The sequence below is a fragment of the Rhizobium sp. WYJ-E13 genome, from assembly GCF_018987265.1.
Taxonomy (GTDB): domain Bacteria; phylum Pseudomonadota; class Alphaproteobacteria; order Rhizobiales; family Rhizobiaceae; genus Rhizobium.
Map to the genome: position 1 here is coordinate 1,421,117 of NZ_CP076853.1, position 21,152 is coordinate 1,442,268.

Genomic DNA, 21,152 nt, shown 5'->3' on the forward strand with positions numbered 1-21,152 from the left:
TTGGGGAATGACAGCCCTTATTTAGTGATGCCAGCGGGCGAGTCGAGGCTGAATGTCCGGTACAACAAAGGTTTTCGATTCTGTTGACAGGATCATAGCGAATAATTAGAACAAATAAAGAACAAAATTCCTTGTGGATTAAGAGGGCCTGGATGCGCATCGCTTGTCCTCTATGGTTTAAGGTGCGCCGATGATTTTTTGAACGCCGCCGGTCAGGGCGGCAGTAAGGTGAACAATATGGCTGGCAGTGTAAACAAGGTAATTCTGGTCGGAAACGTGGGTGCAGACCCAGAAATCCGCCGCACGCAGGATGGCCGGCCGATCGCCAACCTCCGCATCGCGACCTCGGAAACCTGGCGCGACCGCAATTCCGGCGAGCGCCGCGAGAAGACCGAATGGCACACTGTCGTGGTATTCAACGAAGGCCTCTGCAAGGTCGTCGAACAATATGTGAAGAAGGGTGCCAAGCTTTATATCGAAGGCGCTCTCCAGACACGCAAGTGGCAGGACCAGAACGGCAACGATCGTTACTCGACGGAAGTCGTGCTGCAGGGCTTCAATTCGACCCTGACTATGCTCGATGGCCGCGGTGAAGGTGGCGGTGCTGGCTCCGGCTTCGGCGGCGGTCGTGGCGGTGATGATTTCGGCGGCGACGACTATGGCTCCGGCTCGTCCTCCGGCGGTGGCCGCAGCAGCGGCGGTAATCGTGGTGGCAGCGCCAACAGCGGCGGTAGCGGCGGAAACTTCTCGCGCGATCTCGACGACGATATCCCGTTTTGATCGACGCTATCCCGACGTTGTGATGACGGCGCCTTCTGGCGCCGTTTTCATGTCGGCGTGGCGCTGATCAGATTGAGTGCGGATTTGGCGCCATCCACGACGAATTGAGCGGCAAGGGCTGCTAGGATAACGCCGAGCAGGCGGGTCAGGATCGCCCGACCGGTGACGCCGAGGAAGCGGTCGAGCCGGTCGGCAAGGAAGAGCACCAGCAGGGTGATCAGCAGGCAGCCGGCGATGACGCCGATTAGTTGCGCGCGCTCGACCGTGGAGGGCAGGGTGCCGCCAAGCAGGATCGTCGCCGAGATCGCACCCGGCCCGGCAATCAGCGGCAGCGCCAGCGGGAAGACGGCGATATTCTCGATATGATCCTTGGTGATCGCCACTTCCGTAGTCTTTTCCTTGCGGTCCTGACGTCGTTCGAAGACCATCTCGAAGGCGATCCAGAAAAGCAGCAATCCGCCGGCCAGCCGGAAGGCGCCGATCGAGATGCCGAGCACGCCGAGCACGCTGGAACCGAAGAGCGCGAAAACGGCAAGGATGATGAAGGCGATCGTCGTGCCGCGCAGCGCCACCTGTTTTCGCTCCGGCCGGCTCATGCCGACAGTGAGGCCGAGAAAGAGCGGCGCGAGGCCCGGCGGATCGATGGTAACGAGCAGCGTCGTGAACGCGTTGATCAGTTGGTCGGCGCTTGCCATCGCTTCTTCAAAACCCCATATAGATGTTTGTTTTTGATGATTGTGCTGTGCGGCTTCCGATTTGGCAAATGCATGATCGCTGATTGTTTCCTACCCATGGGCAAATGCCGTGATTTGCCCTCTTTCGACCGCAAAAGCCTGTTCAAAACCCCTGGCCAAATTGGCGCGGGAACAGGCTTTCCGCTATAAATCTTCAAGTGATTCTAGAAGAGAACGTGAACCGTTTTGACTGAGCAAACACCCCCCGGCGGCGGGAAGCTCCCGCCAGGCATTGAGCCGATCTCTATTATGGAGGAAATGCAGCGGTCGTATCTCGATTACGCGATGAGCGTGATCGTGTCCCGAGCGCTGCCCGACGTGCGCGATGGCCTGAAGCCCGTGCATCGGCGCATCCTATACGGCATGTCCGAGCTCGGCATCGACTGGAACAAGAAATACGTCAAATGCGCTCGTGTTACCGGGGACGTGATGGGTAAATACCATCCGCACGGCAATGCCGCGATTTATGACGCTTTGGCCCGTATGGCGCAGGACTGGTCTTTGCGACTGCCGCTCATCGACGGTCAGGGCAATTTCGGCTCCGTCGATGGCGATCCGCCGGCGGCTGAACGTTACACCGAATGCCGCCTGCAGAAGGCCGCGCATTCGCTGCTCGACGACCTCGACAAGGAAACGGTCGACTTCCGCGACAACTATGACGGCACGCTGTCCGAGCCGGTCGTCGTTCCCGCTAAGTTCCCGAACCTACTGGTCAACGGCGCAGGCGGCATTGCCGTCGGCATGGCGACCAACATTCCGCCGCATAACCTCTCCGAGGTGATCGACGGCTGTATCGCGCTGATCAACGATCCGGCAATCGAACTGCCGGAGCTGATGCAGATCATTCCGGGTCCCGACTTCCCGACCGGTGCCAAGATCCTCGGCCGTTCCGGCATCCGTTCAGCCTACGAAACCGGCCGCGGTTCCGTCGTTATGCGTGGTGTTGCCACCATCGAGCCGATGCGCGGTGATCGCGAACAGATCATCATCACCGAAATTCCCTATCAGGTGAACAAGGCGACGATGATCGAGAAGATGGCCGAACTGGTGCGCGAGAAGCGCATCGAAGGCATCTCCGATCTGCGTGACGAATCCGACCGCCAGGGCTATCGCGTCGTCGTCGAGCTGAAGCGTGACGCAAACGCCGACGTCATCCTAAACCAGCTCTATCGTTACACACCGCTGCAGACCTCCTTCGGCTGCAACATGGTGGCGCTGAACGGCGGCAAGCCGGAACAGCTGACGCTGCTCGACATGCTTCGTGCCTTCGTCTCCTTCCGTGAGGAGGTCGTTAGCCGGAGAACGAAATTCCTGCTTCGCAAGGCGCGTGAACGTGCGCACGTCTTGGTCGGCCTGGCAATTGCGGTCGCCAATATCGATGAAGTCATCCGCGTCATCCGTCAGGCGCCGGACCCGCAGTCCGCCCGCGAAGAACTGATGACCCGCCGCTGGCCGGCGGAAGATGTCGAAAGCCTCATCCGCCTCATCGATGATCCGCGCCATCGCATCAACGAGGACCTTACTTATAACCTCTCGGAAGAGCAGGCTCGGGCGATCCTCGAGCTGCGCCTTGCCCGCCTGACGGCCCTCGGCCGCGACGAAATTGGCGATGAACTCAATAAGATAGGTGAGGAGATCAAGGATTATCTCGATATCCTGTCGTCGCGTGTCCGCATCCAGACGATCGTCAAGGACGAGCTGATTGCCGTTCGCGACGAGTTCGGCACACCGCGCCGCACCGAGATCATTGATGGCGGTCTCGAAATGGACGATGAGGATCTCATAGCCCGCGAAGACATGGTCGTCACGGTATCGCATCTCGGCTATATCAAGCGCGTACCGCTGACGACCTATCGTGCGCAGCGCCGCGGCGGCAAGGGTCGCTCGGGCATGACTACCCGTGACGAGGATTTTGTTAGTCGGCTATTCGTTGTCAATACCCATACGCCGGTTCTGTTCTTCTCATCGCGCGGCATCGTCTACAAGGAAAAGGTCTGGCGTCTGCCGATCGGCACGCCGACCTCGCGCGGCAAAGCGCTGATCAATATGCTGCCGCTGGAGTCAGGAGAACGCATCACCACCATCCTGCCGTTGCCTGAGGATGAGGACAGCTGGGATAACCTCGACGTCATGTTCTCGACGACGCGTGGCACAGTCCGCCGCAACAAGTTGTCGGACTTCGTCCAGGTGAACCGCAACGGCAAGATCGCCATGAAGCTGGACGAAGAGGGCGATGAAATCCTCTCCGTCGAGACCTGCACGGATCGGGACGACGTTCTGCTGACGACGGCGCTCGGCCAGTGCATCCGCTTCCCGGTCGATGACGTCCGCGTTTTTGCCGGCCGCAACTCGATCGGCGTGCGCGGCATCAATCTCGGCGATGGCGACCGCATCATTTCGATGACGATTGTCGGCCATGTCGATGCCGAGCCGTGGGAGCGCGCCGCTTATCTCAAGCGCTCTGCCGCCGAACGTCGTGCGACGGGCGTGGACGAAGAGGATATCGCTCTGGTCGGTGAGGAAGTCACCGAAGAGGGACAGCTCTCCGATGAGCGTTATGAAGAGCTGAAGGCACGCGAGCAATTCGTGCTGACGGTTTCGGAAAAGGGCTTCGGCAAGCGCTCGTCTTCCTACGATTTCCGCATCTCCGGCCGCGGCGGCAAGGGTATCCGTGCCACTGACACGTCGAAAACAGGCGAAATCGGCGAACTTGTCGCCGCCTTCCCGATCGACGACGGCGACCAGATCATGCTCGTCTCGGATGGCGGCCAGCTGATCCGCGTTCCGGTGGGCGGTATCCGCATCGCCAGCCGCGCGACCAAGGGCGTCACGATCTTCTCCACCGCCAAGGATGAGAAGGTCGTTTCGGTCGAGCGCATCAGCGAGCCGGAAGAGGAAGAGACGGCGGAAAACGGTGAGGAAGCCGTGGTTTCCGAAGGCGAAGCTGCCGCGGCGGGCGAAGCTGACGAAACCCCATCGGGCGAATAATTCACCACTTTCTCATTGCAGACCGGGCGGCCCCTGCCGCCCGGTTTTTTATTGCGCTATGAAGGACTTGCCGATTCATCCGGGGGAATACTGTGGGCAGGTGGACAAGGCGAGGGGTGCTGGCCGGCATTTCGGCAACAGCGGGTGTCGTGGCGGGACGTTTCCTGCTTCAGCCGCAAAGCGATCCCGGACCAGCCTTTCCAACAGAACTTCCCGTAGACGACGGCACGACCATTCTCAATGACGCCGGAGAGCTGACGCCGACCCGGGTCGCGGCCCATCTGACCGTCAAGGAGCCGCCGCAGGATGCCATGATTGGCCAGTTGCGTGCGGCGCTCGCTGAAGCCGTCAAGGCAAACAGGCCCTTCATCGCCAGCGCCGCGCGCCATTCGATGGGCGGCCAGAGCCTTGCCGAAAATGGCACGGCGCTGACGCTCGATCAGGACTGGCTGGAGGCAGATACGGCCGCCAAGACCTACCGTGTCGCCGCCGGCACTCGCTGGTCGACGATCATTTCCAAGCTCGATGCGATCGGCTTTTCGCCCGCCGTCATGCAGTCCAACAACGATTTCGGCGTCGCCAGCACCTTTTCGGTCAATGCGCATGGCTGGCCGGTTCCTTTCAGCGCCTGCGGCAGCACCGTCCGTTCCATCAGGCTGATGACGGCGGACGGCAGCCTTTTGACCTGCTCGCGGACGGAAAATACCGAGCTTTTCAATCACGCCATGGGCGGATACGGGCTTTTCGGCGTCATCACCGAACTCGAGCTCGACATGGTGCCGAACGTGCTTCTGCAGCCGACCTTCGAGCATCTGGCAGGCGAAGATCTGGGCCGGCGCTTTGCCGAGGTGCTCGCAGGCGACAGCTCGATCAACATGGCCTATGGGCGCATGGATATTTCGCGCGATCGTTTCTTTGAAGATGCGCTGCTGATCACTTACCGGGCCGCGCCGGACCAGACGAAGATACCGCCCGCCTCCGGCTCCGGTTTCGTCAGCCACGTCTCGCGCGAAATCTTCCGGGCGCAGCTCGGTTCCGACACGGCCAAGCATTTCCGCTGGTGGACCGAGGCCGTTGTCAATCCGTCGCTCGCCGGCCAGGCGACGCGCAACAGTCTGATGAACGAACCCGTCATCACCCTCGATGACCGTGATCCGTCCCGAACGGATATCCTGCACGAATATTTCGTCTCACCCTCGCGCTTCGCCGATTTCGTTGCAGCCTGCCAGGATGTCATTCCCGCCTCCTACCAGCAGCTTCTCAACATCACGCTGCGTTATGTCGATACCGACCGCGACAGCGTATTGGCTTACGCGACGGAACCTCGGATTGCCGCGGTCATGCTTTTCTCGCAGGAAAAGACGGTGAGGGGCGAGGCCGACATGCGGCGTATGACGGAAGCGCTGATCGAGCGCGTGCTCGCAATCGGCGGCAGCTATTATCTGCCATATCGCCCGCATGCCCGGCTGGATCAGTTCACCCGCGCCTATCCTCGCGCTGGGGAATTTGGAGCGGCCAAGCGTCGGCTCGATCCCGGCCTTACCTTCCGCAATCATTTCTGGGATCGCTATCTCGGAAGCCTCTAGGAGGATTTGCATGTCCAGGCTTCGGCTGATTGCTGTGCTTTATACCGTGGCTCTGCTTTTTGCGGCGGCGTTGAATTACATTCCGGGACTGACAGACGCGGAGGGGCGCGCCTTCGGCATTTTCGCGCTCGATATCTATGACGACAGCCTGCATCTGGCCTCGGCCGCCTGGGCAGGCATCGCGGCCTTCCTGTCGGCCCGTGCGTCCCGCAACTTCCTTTTCTATTTTGGCCTGCTCTATTTCAGCGATGGTCTGCTTGGGCTGATCACCGGGTCGGGTTATCTTGATCTCGGCATCGTCAATTACGGCATTCAGGATCTTCCCTTTACGTTCAAGATCCTTGCTAATCTGCCGCATCTCTTCCTTGGTGGAGTGGGGATTGCGTCGAGCTACATCTTCCGTCGCGAGGCCCCGTGATGCGGCGCCTCCTGAAGATTGTCGGCTGGATTCTCGCGGCGCTTGTTGTTGCGATCCTGCTGCTGCTCAGCCCGGTTGCCTATGTCGAGACCTTCTGCCATGCCGACCCAGAGCCTGATAGCTATAAGCCGCTGATTTCGGACCTGGAATTCCACAGGCAGGAAGCCAATACCTACCTGACCTATCCGGAGTGGCATATCGTCTATGCCTATGACGGGCTCGCCGAGGCCCTGAAAACTGGCGACGAATATCGCTTCGGCTATTTTTCCAACGTGAAGGATTTCTGGGTGGCCGACTGCGCGCTGACCCGCATCGCCGATCGGCATGGCGGCGCCGATCGCGAAACCCGAATGATGATCGCCACCATCGGCGTCAGCTTCACGCTCGAAATGGGCTTGAAAGCGGCCTATGAGGAAACGATCGGCCGAGTTTTTGCGCTATGGCGAGGCAGTGAAAAGACCCCGCAGGATCTCATCGCCCGCGACATGGCGATCGATTACGCCGCCTTCCTGCGCCAGACTCCATGGTACAAATACCCCTTCCAGCCCTGGATCGACAGGCTTTGGGCCGCACCGGTGGAAGAGCCGCCGCGCGGCTGGGAACGCCGTCTGGCGCTCGGCGGCGAATGGCGCGCCAAGATCGCTTATGCCGGCGTGATCGCCAGCGCTGTCGCTGCAACCGGCGAGGCGAAGCGGACGATCCGCTCGGTCATATCGGGTCTGCCTGCCACCGCGCTTTCGGCAATTCCCGATGTATCGGTCATTGCGGAAAGTACCGATGGCGTGCTGATCGAGACGCCGCGCTACGACCGCTTCACCCATATCCTCGCCGAGATCGCCAAGGCGGGCGGTACAATCCGCGAGATTGCCGGCAATGACGAGATCATGGTGTCGCTGACCCTGCCGCAGGGTACGGAGCAGGGCAATCTGCCCGGCGAGGTAATCACGCGGCTTACGCGATCAGGTTTTGACAGCGACCGCGTGCTTTTGTCCGTCAAGGTGGCTGATCTTGCCTCGTTGCTTAGAGACTGGCCGATTGCGGATCCCGGCCTTGAGCATATATTCGATTTCTGAAGCATCGAACGGGTGGCCCTGTGATAAGACGCTTGGCACGCAAGGCAGGCGCCGCGATTGCGGTCATTGCCGCAGTCTTCGCACTGGCTGCTGTCGTCTTTGCCGCAACAGGCGAGGCGCCAGCAGCCATGGTCTTTCCGGCCGGCAGCATTGAACCTGCCGCATTGCCCGAAGGTGTCTCCATCCTGCGATGGGGCAGGGGCTTTACCGTCGTCACGAGTGAACGCAGCGACTATGTGCGTGCGCTTTATGGCAGAGGTGCGCTTCTTGTCCTGCCGCTGCGAAAAAGCGGCTGCCTCTCGCTGCGGCCTGCATCGTCGACATGAAAAAAAGCCGGACGCAGAACATCCGGCTTTTATTCGTGTTTTCCGCTGCGGAAGCGGCTTTAGAAAACGCTGTGCTTCTCTTTCAGCGACTTCCCTTCCGTGCTCTCACGGCGCAGCGCGGAAATTGTCGAAGTCACGGACACGATGAACATGATACTGATGAGTGCTGTGAGGACTGTCAGGATCGTGAACATGGTGGCGTTCCTTTCTGTGGAGAGTTGCGTTCAAGCCCCTCAGTACTGGCCAAGAACGCTTACGGAGCGAGCCGAAGCGTAGGGGCCATATACCTTGGAAGTATCGATCTTCTCGTTGTCATAGAGAGCGACTGTAGCAGTCAGCATACCTGTAATCATTGCCATCCAAAGCACGTTAATCATGGTGATCTTACCAGGCATGTTCATTCCCTTCCTGCCGCGCTTCCGCATCTCATATGTGTCGATCAAGTGAACGCATCCGTCTTAAAATGGTTCCCGCCGGATGTTGACGGGGTGTTTACCAACCGTGTTCTGAAGCGACCTTGAATGCCTTGTTCATCTGCCGTTCAGAATTCAAATCGATTAGAACGCATGCGGCCAAGCTGACGCATAATGGCCGCATGTTCGTTAACTTCCGGTCGTACCCAAAGCTGGCGTCGATTAGCGACATAACCGTAGAAAAGCTCCGCAAGCAGCGAGAAAATAACGGCTATTGCAATCAGGATGATCAGCATGATCAAGGTCTTTCCGGGGATAACGCTACCTGGACCGGCAGCGTCTGCGTTGATGGTCCGAGTAAAACAGATCGCATCTGAGCGGGCCTTGAACACCGCGTTCATTCATCGTTCAGCCGCGCCAGGCGGCATGGCTAAATGACTTGCGAGAAACGGGCTTCCATGACAAAAGGCGTGAAACAAACGGCCGGGCCAGATGACGACAGCTTTCTATCCGGGGTCCTTCGACCCGATCACCAACGGACACGTTGATGTGCTGGTGCAGGCGCTAAACGTCGCCGAGAAAGTGATCGTTGCGATCGGCATCCACCCTGGCAAGGCACCGCTCTTCTCCTTCGAGGAAAAGGCAGCGTTGATCCGCGCGTCGCTGGCCGAGGTCTTGCCGGAAAAGAGCGCGCATATCGACGTCGTTTCCTTCGACAATCTCGTCGTCGACGCCGCACGCGCGCATCGCGCAAGCCTGCTGATCCGCGGCCTGCGCGACGGCACCGATCTTGATTACGAAATGCAGATGGCCGGCATGAACCGGCAGATGGCGCCCGATATCCAGACCATCTTTCTGCCGGCAGGCACGGCCTCGCGGCCTATTACCGCCACATTGGTACGACAGATCGCAGCCATGGGCGGCGACGTCAGCGCCTTCGTGCCGGCGGCCGTCTTGCAAGCCCTGAAATCCAAGCGCAAAGCCTAGGCGGCATCGCCTCAACGGAGCTCACATGAAACTCTTCTATCTTGCATTTGCCGGCGTGCTCTATCTCGCCTCCTTCGCGGGCGACGCTTTTGCGCAGGCTGCCGATCACTACGTCACCATCCAGTTGAAGAGTGGCCCGGTCGTTATTCAACTGATGCCCGATGTCGCGCCGAAGCACGTTGCGCAGATCGAGGCGCTGGTGAAGAAGGGCGAGTATGACAATGTTGCCTTCCACCGCGTCATTCCCGGCTTCATGGCCCAGACTGGCGATGTGAAATACGGCAACATGGAAAAGAACTTTGATGCGGGCCAGGCTGGGACCGGCGGTTCCGATCTGCCCGACCTCCCGGCTGAGTTTTCCAAGACGCCCTTCGTCCGTGGTACGGTCGGCATGGCACGCTCACAGGATCCGAATTCCGCCAACTCGCAGTTCTTCATCATGTTTGCTGACGGTTCCTTCCTGAATGGTCAGTACACGGTCGTCGGCAAGGTTGTTTCGGGCATGGAAAACGTCGACAAGATCAAGAAGGGCGAAGGCCAGAACGGCGAAGTCAGCAATCCTGACCGCATGATCAAGGTCACGCTGGGCAAGAAGTAAGTTCAAGACGAGAAGGAGAACGACAATGGCCGAGATCAAGGATCCGGAAAACACCATCATTCTGGAAACCACCAAGGGCAAGGTTGTCATCCAGCTTCTGCCGCAGGTCGCGCCCGAGCATGTCAAGCGCATTAAGGAACTCGCCCGCGAGAAGGCCTATGACGGCGTTGTCTTCCACCGCGTCATCGCCGATTTCATGGCGCAGACCGGCGACGTGCAGTATGGAAAGAAGGGCGGCGAGAGCTTCAACCCGGGCCGGGCCGGCATGGGCGGTTCTTCCAAGGACGATCTCAAGGCGGAATTCTCTGCAACGCCGCACGTTCGCGGCACCTGCTCTATGGCTCGCTCGCAGAGCCCGAACTCGGCAAACTCCCAGTTCTTCATCTGCTTCACTGACGCTCCGTGGCTGAACAAGCAGTATTCCGTCTGGGGTCAGGTCATCGAAGGCATGGAAAACATCGACAAGATCAAGAAGGGCGAGCCCGTCTCCGATCCGGATTCGATCGTCTCCATGCGGGTTGCCGCCGACGTCTGATTGTGATTTCTGCTGAAACCCGCCCTTGCGCGAGAGCGCGGGGCGGGTTTCGCTTTGCCTGGAAGTGCCCCAATGCGCGTAGACCTCTTCGATTTCGACCTGCCGGATGAACGCATTGCGCTGCGGCCCGCCGAGCCGCGCGACAGCGCACGCCTGCTCGTTGTCGATCCGAATGCGCAGACGGTGCTGTCTGATCATCACGTCTTCGACCTTCCTTCTTTCCTGAAGGCTGGCGACGCACTGGTCTTCAACGATACCAAGGTCATTCCGGCTCAGCTTGAAGGCATCCGCCATCGCGAGGGTGCTGGTGGTCAGCAGGTGTCGGCCACACTCCACATGCGCATAGGCGCCAACAAGTGGAAGGCTTTCGCCAAGCCCGGTAAGCGCCTCAAGGAGGGCGACCGTATTGCCTTCGGCCACAGCGGCGAAAGCTGCATGATCGGCTCTCTCGATGCCACCGTCGAGGAAAAGGGTGAGGCGGGTGAAGTGACGCTCGCCTTCGATCTCTCCGGCCCTGTGCTGGACGAAGCGATTGCCAGCGTCGGCCACATTCCGCTGCCGCCCTATATCGCCGCCAAGCGTCCGGAGGACGAACGCGACCGCGCCGATTACCAGACCATCTATGCGCGGGAGGAGGGCGCCGTCGCCGCCCCCACCGCCGGATTGCATTTCACGCCCGGTCTATTCGAGGCGCTCGACAAGGCCGGTATCGAGCGCCATTTCGTGACGCTGCATGTCGGTGCCGGCACCTTCCTGCCGGTCAAGGCTGACGATACCGACGATCACAAGATGCATCTCGAAAGCGGCTATGTCAGCGCTGAGATCGCCGCGAGGCTGAATGCCGTGCGGGAACGGGGCGGGCGCATCATCTGCGTCGGCACGACCTCGCTTCGGCTGATCGAAAGTGCTGCCGACGAGAGCGGTAAGATCCAGCCTTGGGCAGGCGCCACCGGCATCTTCATCACGCCCGGCTACCGCTTCAAGGCGGTCGATATTCTCATGACGAACTTCCATCTGCCGCGTTCGACGCTCTTCATGCTGGTCTCGGCCTTCGCTGGCTTCGAAACCATGCACGCGGCCTACGAACATGCCATCTCGACAGGCTACCGCTTCTACTCCTACGGCGACGCGAGCCTTCTTTTCCGGAAAGACAAATGACCGAGAACTTCCAGTTCACCCTGAAGAAGACCGATGGTGGCGCACGCCTAGGCGAGATTTCCATGCCGCGCGGCACGATCCGCACCCCGGCTTTCATGCCTGTCGGTACGGTCGGCACGGTCAAGGCCATGTATCTCGACCAGGTGCGTGAGACCGGCGCCGATATCATTCTCGGCAATACCTATCACTTGATGCTGCGCCCGACGGCCGAGCGTGTCGCTCGCCTCGGTGGCTTGCACAAGCTCATCCGCTGGGAGCATCCGATCCTGACGGATTCCGGCGGCTTTCAGGTCATGTCGCTGTCTGGTCTGCGCAAGCTCGATGAGCAGGGCGTCACCTTCAAGTCGCATGTCGACGGCAGCCTGCATCACATGTCGCCGGAGCGCTCCATCGAAATCCAGGGGCTGCTCGGCTCGGATATCCAGATGCAGCTCGATGAATGCGTGGCTCTGCCGGCCGAGCCCAAGGAAATCGAGCGCGCCATGGAACTGTCGCTGCGCTGGGCCGAGCGCTGCAAGGTCGCTTTCGGCAACCAGCCGGGCAAGGCGATGTTCGGCATCGTGCAGGGCGGTGACGTGCCGGCTTTGCGCGTCCGCTCGGCCGAAGAACTGGCGAAGCTCGACCTGAAGGGTTACGCCGTCGGCGGCCTTGCGGTCGGCGAGCCGCAGGACGTGATGCTGAAGATGCTGGAAACGACGCTTCCGGTCCTGCCGGGCGAAAAGCCGCGATATCTGATGGGCGTCGGCACGCCCGACGATATCTTGAAGTCCGTTGCCCGCGGCATCGACATGTTCGACTGCGTGATGCCGACCCGTTCGGGTCGTCACGGTCTGGCCTTTACCCGCCGCGGCAAGGTCAATATCCGCAACGCCCGTCATGCCGAAGACATGCGCCCGCTCGACGAACAGTCCAACTGCCCGGCGACGCGTGATTATTCGCGCGCCTATCTCCACCATCTCGTCCGCGCCAACGAGGCGCTCGGCGGCATGCTGCTCTCGTGGCACAATCTGAACTATTATCAGGAACTGATGCAGGGCATCCGCAAGGCAATCGCTGAAGATCGCTTCGCTGATTTCATGGCGGAAACGATCGAGGAGTGGGCGAGAGGCGATATCGAACCCGTCTGATCAGATGCCCTTGCTGTCGGCGTTCGGCACAATCTGCACGCCATTAATCTTGTAGCTGCCGTCGGGCTGGCGGGCGACCTGATAGATCGCCGTCCAGTCCTTGCCGTCGCGGCTTGAGATCAACACTTCCTGATAGATGACAGCGCCGTCGTCGATCGATCTGCTGCGCCCGAACGCGTAGTTGCCGGGATGATAAACTGGCTCGTAACTCTTCTTCACCATGGCGAAGAAGACGTCCTTGTCCGGATACATCGCCTTGATACCCGGTGCAGCAAAGGAATAGGCCGTATCGGCGTCATCCTTGAGGAATGCCCTTATCTGCTCCTCGATCATCGTCTGTGTCGTCTGCACTGGATCTTCGGCATGGACTACCATGCCTGACGTCAAGGATGCGGCACACAGAACCAGCACTGCAAAGAAAGCGCGCATGGGATCATCTCCGGCAGTATCCGGAGAAGTGTAGGCTATTTTGCGCGCTTGAAAAGAGGCTGCTCAGGACCAGCGGCGGAAGAGGGCGCTGGCATTCACCCCGCCGAAACCGAAGCCATTGGTGATCGCATATTCCATCGCGACTTTGCGGACCATTTTGCCCACGAGATCGATGCCCTCGGCTGCCGGATCGGCCGTCTCCAGATTGCGCGTCGGCGGAGCGATCTGGTCGCGCAGCGCAAGGATCGTGAAGATGGCTTCGAGCCCGCCGGCAGCCCCCAGGAGATGGCCGGTCGCCGATTTCGTGGCGCTGACGGCAATGCCGCCATCGCGGCCGAAGACCGTGCCGATTGCCGCGATTTCACCCTTGTCGCCGACCGGTGTCGAGGTCGCATGTGCATTGAGGTGCTTGACCTCGGAGGCTGGAATTCTGGCCTGCCGCAGAGCCGTCTCCATTGCCCGGCGGGCGCCATCGCCATCCTCCGGTCCCGCGGTCATGTGATAGGCATCGGCGGCCGTGCCGTAGCCGACGAGCTCGGCAAGCGGTGTCGCGCCGCGTGCCAGCGCATGCTCCAGCGTCTCGATGACGAGAATGCCCGCCCCTTCGCCCATCACGAAGCCGTCACGGGCCGTATCGAAGGGACGTGAGGCAAGTTCGGGCCTGTCGTTGAAACCACTCGAGAGTGCGCGGGCTGCAGCAAAACCGCCAAGGCTCACCTTGTCGATGCAGGCTTCCGAGCCGCCGCAGATCGCCACATCAGCCTCGCCGGACCGGATAAGCCGCGCCGCATCGCCGATGGCCTGGACACTTGCCGCGCAGGCCGTCACGGGTGCGCCGAGCGGCCCCTTGAAGCCGTAGCGGATGCTGACCTGACCAGCCGCCAGGTTGACGAGGAAGGAAGGTACGGTGAAGGGCGAGAGCCGCCGCACACCACGCGTCTCGGTCGTGCGCACCGCATCGGTGATCGCAGGAAAGCCACCGACGCCGGACGCGATGATCGTTGCCGTCCGTTCGCGTGCATCCACATTCTCGGGCATCCAACCAGCCTGGCGCACGGCCTCATCTGTCGCCATCATCGCGAACTGGATGAAGCGGTCCATCTTCTTCTGGTCCTTGGGCGGAACGGCTCGGTCGAGATCAAACCCGGCTTCGGCATCCTCCTCGATGGAGGGCACGACCCCGCCGACTTTGGCAGCAAGATCGCCGACCACGTCCTCTGGCAGCACGCGCAGGCCGGAACCGGCAGCGACAAGCCGTTTCCACGCCGTCTCGACACCCACACCGAGCGGCGAAACAAGTCCCATGCCGGTGACAACGATGCGTTCCATGGCTTCTTCCTTTCTAGGCGTCGATGCCGAGGTAATAGGCGCGCATGCGTGCGATCCGTTCGCGGTCGCTATCGTCAGCGGCCGGTCCCGGCAGCAGGCAGGTATTCTCGGGTTTCAGTTCTTCGCCGCTGGCTGCATCCACCAGCACGGGCCGGCGTTCCTCGCCGGAGGCGGCATTGCCGAGCAGGAAGGCGAGATCCTCTTGCGGAGCGTGCCGGCGTCCCCAGGAAAACAGGGCCATCAGAACCGGAAAGAAATCGCGTCCCTTCTCGGTCAGCACATATTCGTAGCGGGCAGGGCGCTCACTATAGAGGCGCTTCTCGAACAGCCCTTCATCGATCAGATGCGCGAGCCGTCGCGTCAGGATATTCGGCGCAACGCCGAGGCTCTTCTGGAATTCGTCGAAGCGCGTCAGCCCGTGAAAGGCATCGCGGAGGATCATCATGCTCCACCAGTCGCCGACGCTATCGAGCGCGCGCGCCGCCGGGCATTTGAAATTGGCGAAACTTGTTCGTTGCATAATGCAAGTCACTACAGAAGTCACTTGCATCATGCAAGTCTCAAGTTCGAGCGTTGCCCCGCTCGAAGATCCGCGCCAGAAGAACGCCCGTCACGAGAATGCCTGCCGCAACAAAAATCGTGTCGCCTGGCGTGCCGATATAGAGCGGCCCATTGGCGAAGAGCAGAAAGGCGATGAGGAAATTGTACCAGCCCAGATGACATTGGTCAGAGGTGAACTGAGCTTCGCTCCCTGCAGGCAGACGAAAGGTGTGCGAAACGGTCGGCCGCTGCGCCGCTGACGAAATGCGGTACGCCGTTGGTGAGGAATGCGCCCGCGATGAAGTGAACGGTATAGACGATCGAGGGCAATAGTCTCTCAGCTTAGTTGGTTGAAGCGCATCGACAATCTGGCGCAGATCACCCCTGCGGCAAGCAGAAAAGGGCTCCGGAAAGGAGCCCCAGCAAGGTCCGTCGCTCGAAGACTTTCACTCGTCAGATGAATTGGAAGTCGTCGTGATGAAGCGTCGCCAGATTGGTAAGCGTAGCTATCTGCACGGCCGCGCCGCGTCCATTCCCATCGGCATCATAGAGAAGCGCGCCGCTGGACTGGTTGTAGATAAGTCTGTCATTCGCATCCATTGCCTTGATCCCGACAACGAAATTAGCTGACGAGAAACTGGATGGGTCTATTTCCGTGAAGATGTCATGGTCGAGCACGATCTTGTCCCCGGAAGCTGAGGAGAAATCTTGTATCTTGTCGACATTGCTTGTCTTGCTCGGTTTCACGTTGAATACAAAATAATCGCCCCCGGCCCCGCCGTTCAGGGTGTCGATACCACCGCCACCAATCAGGCGGTCATTTCCAAGGCCACCGGAAATGATGTTGCCGGCAGTATTGCCGGTCAGGACATTGTCTGCATCATTGCCAGTTGCGTTGAGCGCCGCCGAGGTCGTCAGCGTGAGATTCTCGACGGTTCCGAGTGTATTTGCGAGATTGTAGGATATGGACGTGGAGACCGTATCGGTGCCGTTGCCGCCGGTTTCGTCGACGACGTCGCTTGTCGAACCCACTTTGTATGTGTCATTGCCAAGGCCGCCCATCATCCGGTCGTTACCCTTGCCACCATCGATAGTGTTGTCCCCGGAATTGCCGATCAGGACATTATCCGACGCGTTGCCCGTCGCATTAATATCCGAGGTGCCGAGCAGTGTGAGGTTCTCCACAGTCCCGGTGACATGATACGTATCGGCCAGACTGATTGAAACATAGGATTTGATGGCGTCTTTGCCTGAGCCGCCAGCCTCGACCACGACGTCATCAGCATTGTCGACGATATAGGTATCGTTTCCGGCACCACCCTGCATACGATCCGCGCCTGCACTGCCATCGAGCACGTTCGCCCCGGAATTGCCGATGAGGATATTGGCGAGACTATTGCCAGTGGCGTTGATGTTGGCGTTGCCGGTCAGAGTCAGATTCTCGATGGCGCCGATCGCATGCGCCGTATCCGCCAGGCTGAAGCTGATCGACGACATGACGGTATCGGTTCCGCCGCCGCCGCTTTCGTCGACGATTTCGGTCGGGGAGGTGGCGGTGAAGACATCGTCTCCGGTGCCGCCGTAGATGTGGCCGGGTTCCGGCAACGCACCAGCTCCCGCTGCTATGTTGATGATGATTGGATGGTCGACCACATCCACATTGAGTGAGGATATGTTGCTGAAGCTCTTGATCGGTGTGTTGCCCGTCAGCGGATCGTAGACCTGCACCGTCCCGAAAGCCCCGCCCAGATTGACGCTGACACTGGTCTTCGCCGCCTGGATCGCCGTGTCCGATGTCTGGTTCCAGATATCGGGCTCGTTCCAGATGATGATCTGGTAGCTGCCATCAGATTTTTCCGTCAGGTAGCTGCGCGCCGTCGATGGCAGCCCACTGATCGAATAATTGAGTGACCCCGGATTGAAGGTTGCCTGTGTTGCGCCGTCATCATCGAGAATTTCTGTCAGATTATGGATCGCCGTTGCGGCTGGTTTGGGGGAATAATCCAGGCGGAAGAGCCCGAAGTGTTTTTCCTGATCGGAACCCTGCGAATCCGCATAGGCATCGAGAAGCTGGTAGATGAAGGTCCCCTTCGATCCGAGAAAGGCGCCGTCCATCAGCGTGTTGAGAAGCAGTTTGGCCTGCGTCGTCTCGTCTACGCCTTCCCATCCGCCGTTGGTATCAGCCGTCAGCGATGTGTGGTACCCGATCTCGGTGATGGTAAGCGGTTTGCCGGGATCGGCGTTCATCTGGTCGCCCGATTCACGCTGGAGCCAGGAGAAAGGCTGGTCGCCCTCCTTCGCATAGGTGTGGATCGTCGTGTAATCGTTGGACGAGGCGACCGTGTAGCCGGTAAAGCCGAGAACGGGAATGTCCTTCAACAGCGGATCGGCATTCACCGCGTTGAACAGATCCTTTTGATAGGCAAGGGCCGCGGCCTCTCCTGACAGTCCCTTATAGCCAACCGGCCAATTATTGACCTCGTTCGGACCTTCGATGCCGACGATCGAACCGGGATGCGCCTCCACGAAGGCATGCAGCCGCTGGACGACGGTAGCAGGGGTGTCATCGCGCCCCGAGACGAAAACGAATTTCACGCCGGCGTCAGCCGCGTCCCCAAGATGGCCTTGACCGTAAGGGTCGGAGACGGGGGTGGGGGCATGATCGCGAACCGTGTCGAGGCCGAGGTATCCCAAGGCTTTAACAACTTCTGCGATATTTGAGTATTTGCCGTCCGTATAATCGATGTGTGTATCAATTCCGAAGGAGTCGATAACATCATTAATTCTAATAGCTTGGGCCATTATCGTGCTCCTCGCCTGGAAGTAGAATTTATTGCTTTGATGGTATAGTGATTCCCTCCAAAAGCAATTTGTCTTTATACAGTTGAATCCGCCAAAGTTATGATGCATTTACCATATTGTATTGCTGGCAACATGTTTGCGAAGCCTTGACTGATTTGCCTGTACAATCAGTCCACACGTTCCACGGAGATTCGATATTGAACGGACTTGCCATCTCGCCATTTCAGAAGGGCGGGAAAGACCTCGCGGCAGAAGCGATGCGACGCAGCAGCGGAGGCTTGATCGCCGTTGGCGTCGCAAGCGCGCTGGTCAATGTGCTCTATCTTACCAGCTCCTTCTTCATGCTGCAGGTCTATGACCGCATCATCCCGAGCCGAAGCATCCCGTCGCTGATTGCGCTCGCCCTTCTGGCACTGTTGCTCTATGCCTTTCATGGGGGCTTCGATCTCGTGCGCGGGCGCATTCTCGTCCGGATATCGGGTGTTTTCGACGAGGTGATGAGCCGTCGTGTGTTCAAGGCGACGCTAAAAGCGCCGCTCAAGGGCAGGGTGGCCGGTGACGGCCTTTCCCTGCTACGGGACTTCGATCAGGTTCGCAGCTTCCTTTCTAGCCCCGGCCCGTCAGCCTTTTTCGATTTGCCCTGGGTACCGCTCTATGTTGGCATCTGTTTTCTGTTCCATCCGATCATCGGCATCATTGCTATCTGCGGCGCGCTGATCCTGATGGCGCTGACCTATCTGACGAATAGAAGCTCGCAGGCTTCGGCTAAAAAAGCCTATGAACTTGCGACCGAGAGAAATGCACTTGCAAGTGCGGCGCAGCGCAATGCAGAAGTGGTCCAGGCCATGGGCATGGCCGACGAACTAGCCGATAGCTGGTCCGCACGCAACGATGCCTACCGCGATGTTCAATCCGGCAACGCCGATACGGTCAATGGCTACTCGATTGTATCCAAGATCTTCCGCATGGCGCTGCAGTCGGGCGTACTTGCCGCCGGTGCCGTGTTGGTCATCGAAAACCTGGCCTCGGGTGGCGTCATCATTGCTGCTTCGATCCTGACATCTCGGGCACTCGCACCTGTCGAGCAGGTGATCGCCAGCTGGAAGGGCTTTGTCTCAGCCCAGCAATCCTGGAAGCGGCTGCGCCAGACACTGGCCCTGCTGCCCGAGACAGTTTCCCCGCTCGAGCTGCCTGCGCCATCCCGCGAGCTTGCCATCGAGGAGATGTCGAGTGGCGCCCCCGGCAAGCAAGAGCTCATCGTGCAGGGCGTCAGTTTCACGCTGCGGGCAGGGAACGCACTCGGCGTCATCGGCCCGAGCGCCTCGGGCAAATCCTCGCTGGTGCGTGCTATCGTCGGCCTTTGGCCAGCATATCGCGGGTCGGTGCGCCTCGATGGCGCAGCACTCGATCAATGGGATGATATCTCGATCGGACGTCATATCGGCTATCTGCCGCAGGATGTGGAACTCTTTGCCGGCACCGTCGCCCAGAATATTGCCCGCTTTCGGAGCGATGCGCAGGCAGCAGAGATCATCGCGGCAGCCCGCAAGGCCGGGGTCCATGAGCTGATCCTGCGGCTACCGAAGGGTTACGAGACGGAAATAGGGGCGGGCGGCTCCATGCTTTCGGCCGGCCAGCGTCAACGCATCGCCCTTGCTCGGGCGCTCTATTGCGATCCCTTCCTCGTCGTGCTCGACGAGCCGAATTCCAATCTAGACATTGACGGAGAGTCGGCGCTCGCCGGCGCGATCTTGAGCGTTCGCCAGCGCGGCGGCATCGTCATTGTCGTTGCTCACCGGCCAAGCACACTCTCCAGCGTCGATCTCGTGCTGGCAATGCGCGAGGGGCAGGCGCTCGCGTTCGGGCCGAAGGATCAGGTGCTCGCCAAGGTGCTCCGCGCCGAAAATCTGACGGAGCAACCGAGACATGGATCGCTGAAGGTCGTCGGCGATAGTCAGGAGCAGGGCCGATGATGAAGAAATCGCAGCACTCGCTGAACCGTCACATCTTGTCCGTCTGGGTCCTGTCTGTCGCCCTTGTCGGCGGCATGGGAGGCTGGGCCGCCTCGACGTCGCTTTCCAACGCCGTGGTCGGGCACGGCACCGTAATTATCGACCAGAACGTGAAGAAGATTCAGCACCTTACGGGCGGTATCGTGTCGGAACTAATGGCAATGGAAGGGGGGCACGTCCAGGCCGGCGACGTCCTTCTGCGGCTCGACAGCACCTCTGTGAAAGCCAATCTCGCCATCATCGACAGCAATCTTGCCCAGCTCTATGTCCGTCGCGCTCGCCTGCAGGCTGAACGCATCGGCGCAACGGAATTCTCCGCCGACGATATTCCCGCAAATGAGCTGGATATCGACGTCAGCAAGAACCTGATCGACGGTGAGGTCCAGCTTTTCAATGCCCGCCGGTCGTCACTGGTCGGGATGCGCAAGCAGCTGGAAGAGCGCAAGGCGCAGCTCGCCGAGGAGATACAGGGCGATACGCTGCAACTCGCATCGATCGATGAGGCGACCAAGCTCGTCGATCAGGAATATGATGCCGCCGCCAAGCTTTACAACCAGAAGATCGTTACGATGCAGAAGGTCAACGGCCTCAAGCGCCAGCGCGTCGAACTCGACGGCAATCGCGGCGAGCGGCTGTCTTCACGGGCGCAGGCGGAGGGCAAGATCGCCGAGATCAACCTGCAGATATTGCAGCTCGACGAAGATCGCAGGACCGAGAATTCGAAGGATCTGACGGATGTCGAGGCCAAGACTGCCGAAATGCAGGAGCGTCGCATCGCGGCCGTCGACCAGATGAATCGGCTGGAGCTGCGCGCACCGATGAGCGGTCGCATCTATCAACTGACAGTCCATACCGTTGGCGGCGTCGTCAATCCCGGCGAGGTGTTGATGCTGCTGGCGCCGGATCAGCGTGACTTGACCCTCGAAGCGAAGATTGCCACACGCGATATTGACCAACTCACGCTCGGTCAGAAAGTCGATATCCGTTTCAGCGCCTTCGATCAAAAAACGACACCGGAGGTGCAGGGCGACGTCGTATCGATTTCGCCCGATGTCGTGACCGAGCAGCGCAGCGGCACCGACTACTACCCCGTGCGCATCAAGCCGGAACCGGCGAGCTTGCAAAAACTCAGCAACATGAAGCTCTACCCCGGCATGCCGGCAGAGGTCTTCATCAAGGTCGCCGATCGTTCCGTCCTTTCATACATGACCAAGCCGCTGATGGATCAGATCAGCCACACGTTCCGCGAGGAGTGAATTTCCCTGCGAGAGCAGGGCGCGGATCATCTTTGCAATGGCTGCACCGGGGCGTTACCGC

General features: G+C 59.8%; 21 protein-coding genes and 1 pseudogene. 13 read left to right on the plus strand and 9 right to left on the minus strand.

Translation table 11 applies throughout. The features are described 5' to 3' along the window. Positions 1 to 237 precede the first annotated feature (237 nt). A complete protein-coding gene (locus KQ933_RS07155) occupies positions 238 to 780 on the plus strand; it encodes a single-stranded DNA-binding protein (protein ID WP_216757997.1) in 543 nt (180 codons plus the stop codon). Between the two features lie 47 nt (positions 781 to 827). On the opposite strand, the gene KQ933_RS07160 is transcribed toward KQ933_RS07155, so the two are convergent. Next, positions 828 to 1,475 (minus strand): MarC family protein, encoded by a 648-nt coding sequence (locus KQ933_RS07160; protein ID WP_183729299.1) that lies wholly within the window; start codon positions 1,473 to 1,475, stop codon positions 828 to 830. Between the two features lie 225 nt (positions 1,476 to 1,700). On the opposite strand from KQ933_RS07160, the gene gyrA reads away from it, so the two are divergent. The 5 genes from gyrA (at position 1,701) to KQ933_RS07185 (ending at position 7,905) form a co-directional block, all read left to right on the plus strand. Continuing rightward, on the plus strand, positions 1,701 to 4,502 hold the full coding sequence (gyrA, locus tag KQ933_RS07165) for a DNA gyrase subunit A (protein WP_216757998.1): 2,802 nt from the start codon (positions 1,701 to 1,703) through the stop codon (positions 4,500 to 4,502). Positions 4,503 to 4,594: 92 nt separating this feature from the next. Beyond that, positions 4,595 to 6,088 carry an FAD-binding oxidoreductase gene (locus KQ933_RS07170; RefSeq protein WP_216757999.1) on the plus strand — a complete coding sequence of 498 codons (1,494 nt, stop codon included), beginning with the start codon at positions 4,595 to 4,597 and terminating at the stop codon, positions 6,086 to 6,088. A 10-nt stretch (positions 6,089 to 6,098) separates the two neighbouring features. Then, positions 6,099 to 6,506 (plus strand): hypothetical protein, encoded by a 408-nt coding sequence (locus KQ933_RS07175; protein WP_216758000.1) that lies wholly within the window; start codon positions 6,099 to 6,101, stop codon positions 6,504 to 6,506. Further along, positions 6,506 to 7,579: a hypothetical protein gene (locus KQ933_RS07180; RefSeq protein ID WP_216758834.1), complete on the plus strand. Its 1,074-nt coding sequence runs from the start codon at positions 6,506 to 6,508 to the stop codon at positions 7,577 to 7,579. The genes KQ933_RS07175 and KQ933_RS07180 overlap by 1 nt, the downstream gene beginning before the upstream one ends. A gap of 32 nt (positions 7,580 to 7,611) precedes the next feature. Further along, the gene (locus KQ933_RS07185; RefSeq protein ID WP_253958280.1) at positions 7,612 to 7,905 is read left to right on the plus strand and encodes a hypothetical protein; all 294 of its coding nucleotides are present in this window, start codon (positions 7,612 to 7,614) and stop codon (positions 7,903 to 7,905) included. 59 nt (positions 7,906 to 7,964) lie between these two features. Here the strand turns inward: KQ933_RS07185 and KQ933_RS33735 are convergent, their stop codons facing one another. The 3 genes from KQ933_RS33735 to KQ933_RS07195 all read right to left on the minus strand — a co-directional run bounded on the left by KQ933_RS33735 (position 7,965) and on the right by KQ933_RS07195 (position 8,719). Next, on the minus strand, positions 7,965 to 8,099 hold the full coding sequence (locus tag KQ933_RS33735) for a hypothetical protein (RefSeq protein WP_301925031.1): 135 nt from the start codon (positions 8,097 to 8,099) through the stop codon (positions 7,965 to 7,967). A 39-nt stretch (positions 8,100 to 8,138) separates the two neighbouring features. After that, a complete protein-coding gene (locus KQ933_RS07190) occupies positions 8,139 to 8,300 on the minus strand; it encodes a hypothetical protein (protein WP_216758002.1) in 162 nt (53 codons plus the stop codon). A 146-nt stretch (positions 8,301 to 8,446) separates the two neighbouring features. Further along, a complete protein-coding gene (locus KQ933_RS07195) occupies positions 8,447 to 8,719 on the minus strand; it encodes a hypothetical protein (protein ID WP_216758003.1) in 273 nt (90 codons plus the stop codon). A 91-nt stretch (positions 8,720 to 8,810) separates the two neighbouring features. On the opposite strand from KQ933_RS07195, the gene coaD reads away from it, so the two are divergent. The 5 genes from coaD to tgt all read left to right on the plus strand — a co-directional run bounded on the left by coaD (position 8,811) and on the right by tgt (position 12,723). Next, the gene (coaD, locus tag KQ933_RS07200) at positions 8,811 to 9,305 is read left to right on the plus strand and encodes a pantetheine-phosphate adenylyltransferase (protein ID WP_183729286.1); all 495 of its coding nucleotides are present in this window, start codon (positions 8,811 to 8,813) and stop codon (positions 9,303 to 9,305) included. Between the two features lie 25 nt (positions 9,306 to 9,330). Beyond that, positions 9,331 to 9,903: a peptidylprolyl isomerase gene (locus KQ933_RS07205; RefSeq protein ID WP_216758004.1), complete on the plus strand. Its 573-nt coding sequence runs from the start codon at positions 9,331 to 9,333 to the stop codon at positions 9,901 to 9,903. 25 nt (positions 9,904 to 9,928) lie between these two features. After that, the gene (locus KQ933_RS07210; protein ID WP_216758005.1) at positions 9,929 to 10,438 is read left to right on the plus strand and encodes a peptidylprolyl isomerase; all 510 of its coding nucleotides are present in this window, start codon (positions 9,929 to 9,931) and stop codon (positions 10,436 to 10,438) included. 72 nt (positions 10,439 to 10,510) lie between these two features. After that, positions 10,511 to 11,596 (plus strand): tRNA preQ1(34) S-adenosylmethionine ribosyltransferase-isomerase QueA, encoded by a 1,086-nt coding sequence (queA, locus tag KQ933_RS07215; RefSeq protein ID WP_216758006.1) that lies wholly within the window; start codon positions 10,511 to 10,513, stop codon positions 11,594 to 11,596. Beyond that, positions 11,593 to 12,723: a tRNA guanosine(34) transglycosylase Tgt gene (gene tgt, locus KQ933_RS07220; RefSeq protein ID WP_216758007.1), complete on the plus strand. Its 1,131-nt coding sequence runs from the start codon at positions 11,593 to 11,595 to the stop codon at positions 12,721 to 12,723. Before queA ends, tgt begins: the two co-directional genes overlap by 4 nt. On the opposite strand, the gene KQ933_RS07225 is transcribed toward tgt, so the two are convergent. From KQ933_RS07225 to KQ933_RS07245, 5 genes and pseudogenes are all read right to left on the minus strand, one after another. After that, positions 12,724 to 13,152 (minus strand): DUF4864 domain-containing protein, encoded by a 429-nt coding sequence (locus KQ933_RS07225; RefSeq protein WP_216758008.1) that lies wholly within the window; start codon positions 13,150 to 13,152, stop codon positions 12,724 to 12,726. A gap of 63 nt (positions 13,153 to 13,215) precedes the next feature. Continuing rightward, complete coding sequence (gene fabF / locus KQ933_RS07230) at positions 13,216 to 14,481, minus strand: beta-ketoacyl-ACP synthase II (protein WP_216758009.1); 1,266 nt, start codon at positions 14,479 to 14,481, stop codon at positions 13,216 to 13,218. A 13-nt stretch (positions 14,482 to 14,494) separates the two neighbouring features. After that, a complete protein-coding gene (locus KQ933_RS07235) occupies positions 14,495 to 15,001 on the minus strand; it encodes a helix-turn-helix domain-containing protein (RefSeq protein WP_216758010.1) in 507 nt (168 codons plus the stop codon). A 40-nt stretch (positions 15,002 to 15,041) separates the two neighbouring features. Next, positions 15,042 to 15,351: pseudogene (locus KQ933_RS33355) on the minus strand (hypothetical protein). Positions 15,352 to 15,474: 123 nt separating this feature from the next. Then, positions 15,475 to 17,823 carry a calcium-binding protein gene (locus tag KQ933_RS07245; RefSeq protein WP_216758012.1) on the minus strand — a complete coding sequence of 783 codons (2,349 nt, stop codon included), beginning with the start codon at positions 17,821 to 17,823 and terminating at the stop codon, positions 15,475 to 15,477. Between the two features lie 257 nt (positions 17,824 to 18,080). On the opposite strand from KQ933_RS07245, the gene KQ933_RS07250 reads away from it, so the two are divergent. Both KQ933_RS07250 and KQ933_RS07255 read left to right on the plus strand, forming a co-directional pair. Next, positions 18,081 to 19,796 carry a type I secretion system permease/ATPase gene (locus KQ933_RS07250; protein ID WP_216758835.1) on the plus strand — a complete coding sequence of 572 codons (1,716 nt, stop codon included), beginning with the start codon at positions 18,081 to 18,083 and terminating at the stop codon, positions 19,794 to 19,796. Beyond that, entirely contained in the window at positions 19,793 to 21,091 is a 1,299-nt protein-coding gene (locus KQ933_RS07255) for an HlyD family type I secretion periplasmic adaptor subunit (protein ID WP_216758013.1), read from the plus strand. The genes KQ933_RS07250 and KQ933_RS07255 overlap by 4 nt, the downstream gene beginning before the upstream one ends. Positions 21,092 to 21,152 lie beyond the last annotated feature (61 nt).

Excerpts from the sequence above, each read along its gene's own strand:
- KQ933_RS07155 (WP_216757997.1), top strand. The coding sequence starts at position 238 with ATGGCTGGCAGTGTAAACAAGGTAATTCTGGTCGGAAACGTGGGTGCA.
- KQ933_RS07160 (WP_183729299.1), bottom strand. The coding sequence starts at position 1,475 with ATGGCAAGCGCCGACCAACTGATCAACGCGTTCACGACGCTGCTCGTT.
- KQ933_RS07175 (WP_216758000.1), top strand. The coding sequence starts at position 6,099 with ATGTCCAGGCTTCGGCTGATTGCTGTGCTTTATACCGTGGCTCTGCTT.
- KQ933_RS07180 (WP_216758834.1), top strand. The coding sequence starts at position 6,506 with ATGCGGCGCCTCCTGAAGATTGTCGGCTGGATTCTCGCGGCGCTTGTT.
- KQ933_RS33735 (WP_301925031.1), bottom strand. The coding sequence starts at position 8,099 with ATGTTCACGATCCTGACAGTCCTCACAGCACTCATCAGTATCATGTTC.
- KQ933_RS07190 (WP_216758002.1), bottom strand. The coding sequence starts at position 8,300 with ATGCCTGGTAAGATCACCATGATTAACGTGCTTTGGATGGCAATGATT.
- KQ933_RS07195 (WP_216758003.1), bottom strand. The coding sequence starts at position 8,719 with ATGAACGCGGTGTTCAAGGCCCGCTCAGATGCGATCTGTTTTACTCGG.
- coaD (WP_183729286.1), top strand. The coding sequence starts at position 8,811 with ATGACGACAGCTTTCTATCCGGGGTCCTTCGACCCGATCACCAACGGA.
- KQ933_RS07205 (WP_216758004.1), top strand. The coding sequence starts at position 9,331 with ATGAAACTCTTCTATCTTGCATTTGCCGGCGTGCTCTATCTCGCCTCC.
- KQ933_RS07210 (WP_216758005.1), top strand. The coding sequence starts at position 9,929 with ATGGCCGAGATCAAGGATCCGGAAAACACCATCATTCTGGAAACCACC.
- queA (WP_216758006.1), top strand. The coding sequence starts at position 10,511 with ATGCGCGTAGACCTCTTCGATTTCGACCTGCCGGATGAACGCATTGCG.
- tgt (WP_216758007.1), top strand. The coding sequence starts at position 11,593 with ATGACCGAGAACTTCCAGTTCACCCTGAAGAAGACCGATGGTGGCGCA.
- KQ933_RS07225 (WP_216758008.1), bottom strand. The coding sequence starts at position 13,152 with ATGCGCGCTTTCTTTGCAGTGCTGGTTCTGTGTGCCGCATCCTTGACG.
- fabF (WP_216758009.1), bottom strand. The coding sequence starts at position 14,481 with ATGGAACGCATCGTTGTCACCGGCATGGGACTTGTTTCGCCGCTCGGT.
- KQ933_RS07235 (WP_216758010.1), bottom strand. The coding sequence starts at position 15,001 with ATGCAACGAACAAGTTTCGCCAATTTCAAATGCCCGGCGGCGCGCGCG.
- KQ933_RS07245 (WP_216758012.1), bottom strand. The coding sequence starts at position 17,823 with ATGGCCCAAGCTATTAGAATTAATGATGTTATCGACTCCTTCGGAATT.
- KQ933_RS07250 (WP_216758835.1), top strand. The coding sequence starts at position 18,081 with ATGCGACGCAGCAGCGGAGGCTTGATCGCCGTTGGCGTCGCAAGCGCG.
- KQ933_RS07255 (WP_216758013.1), top strand. The coding sequence starts at position 19,793 with ATGATGAAGAAATCGCAGCACTCGCTGAACCGTCACATCTTGTCCGTC.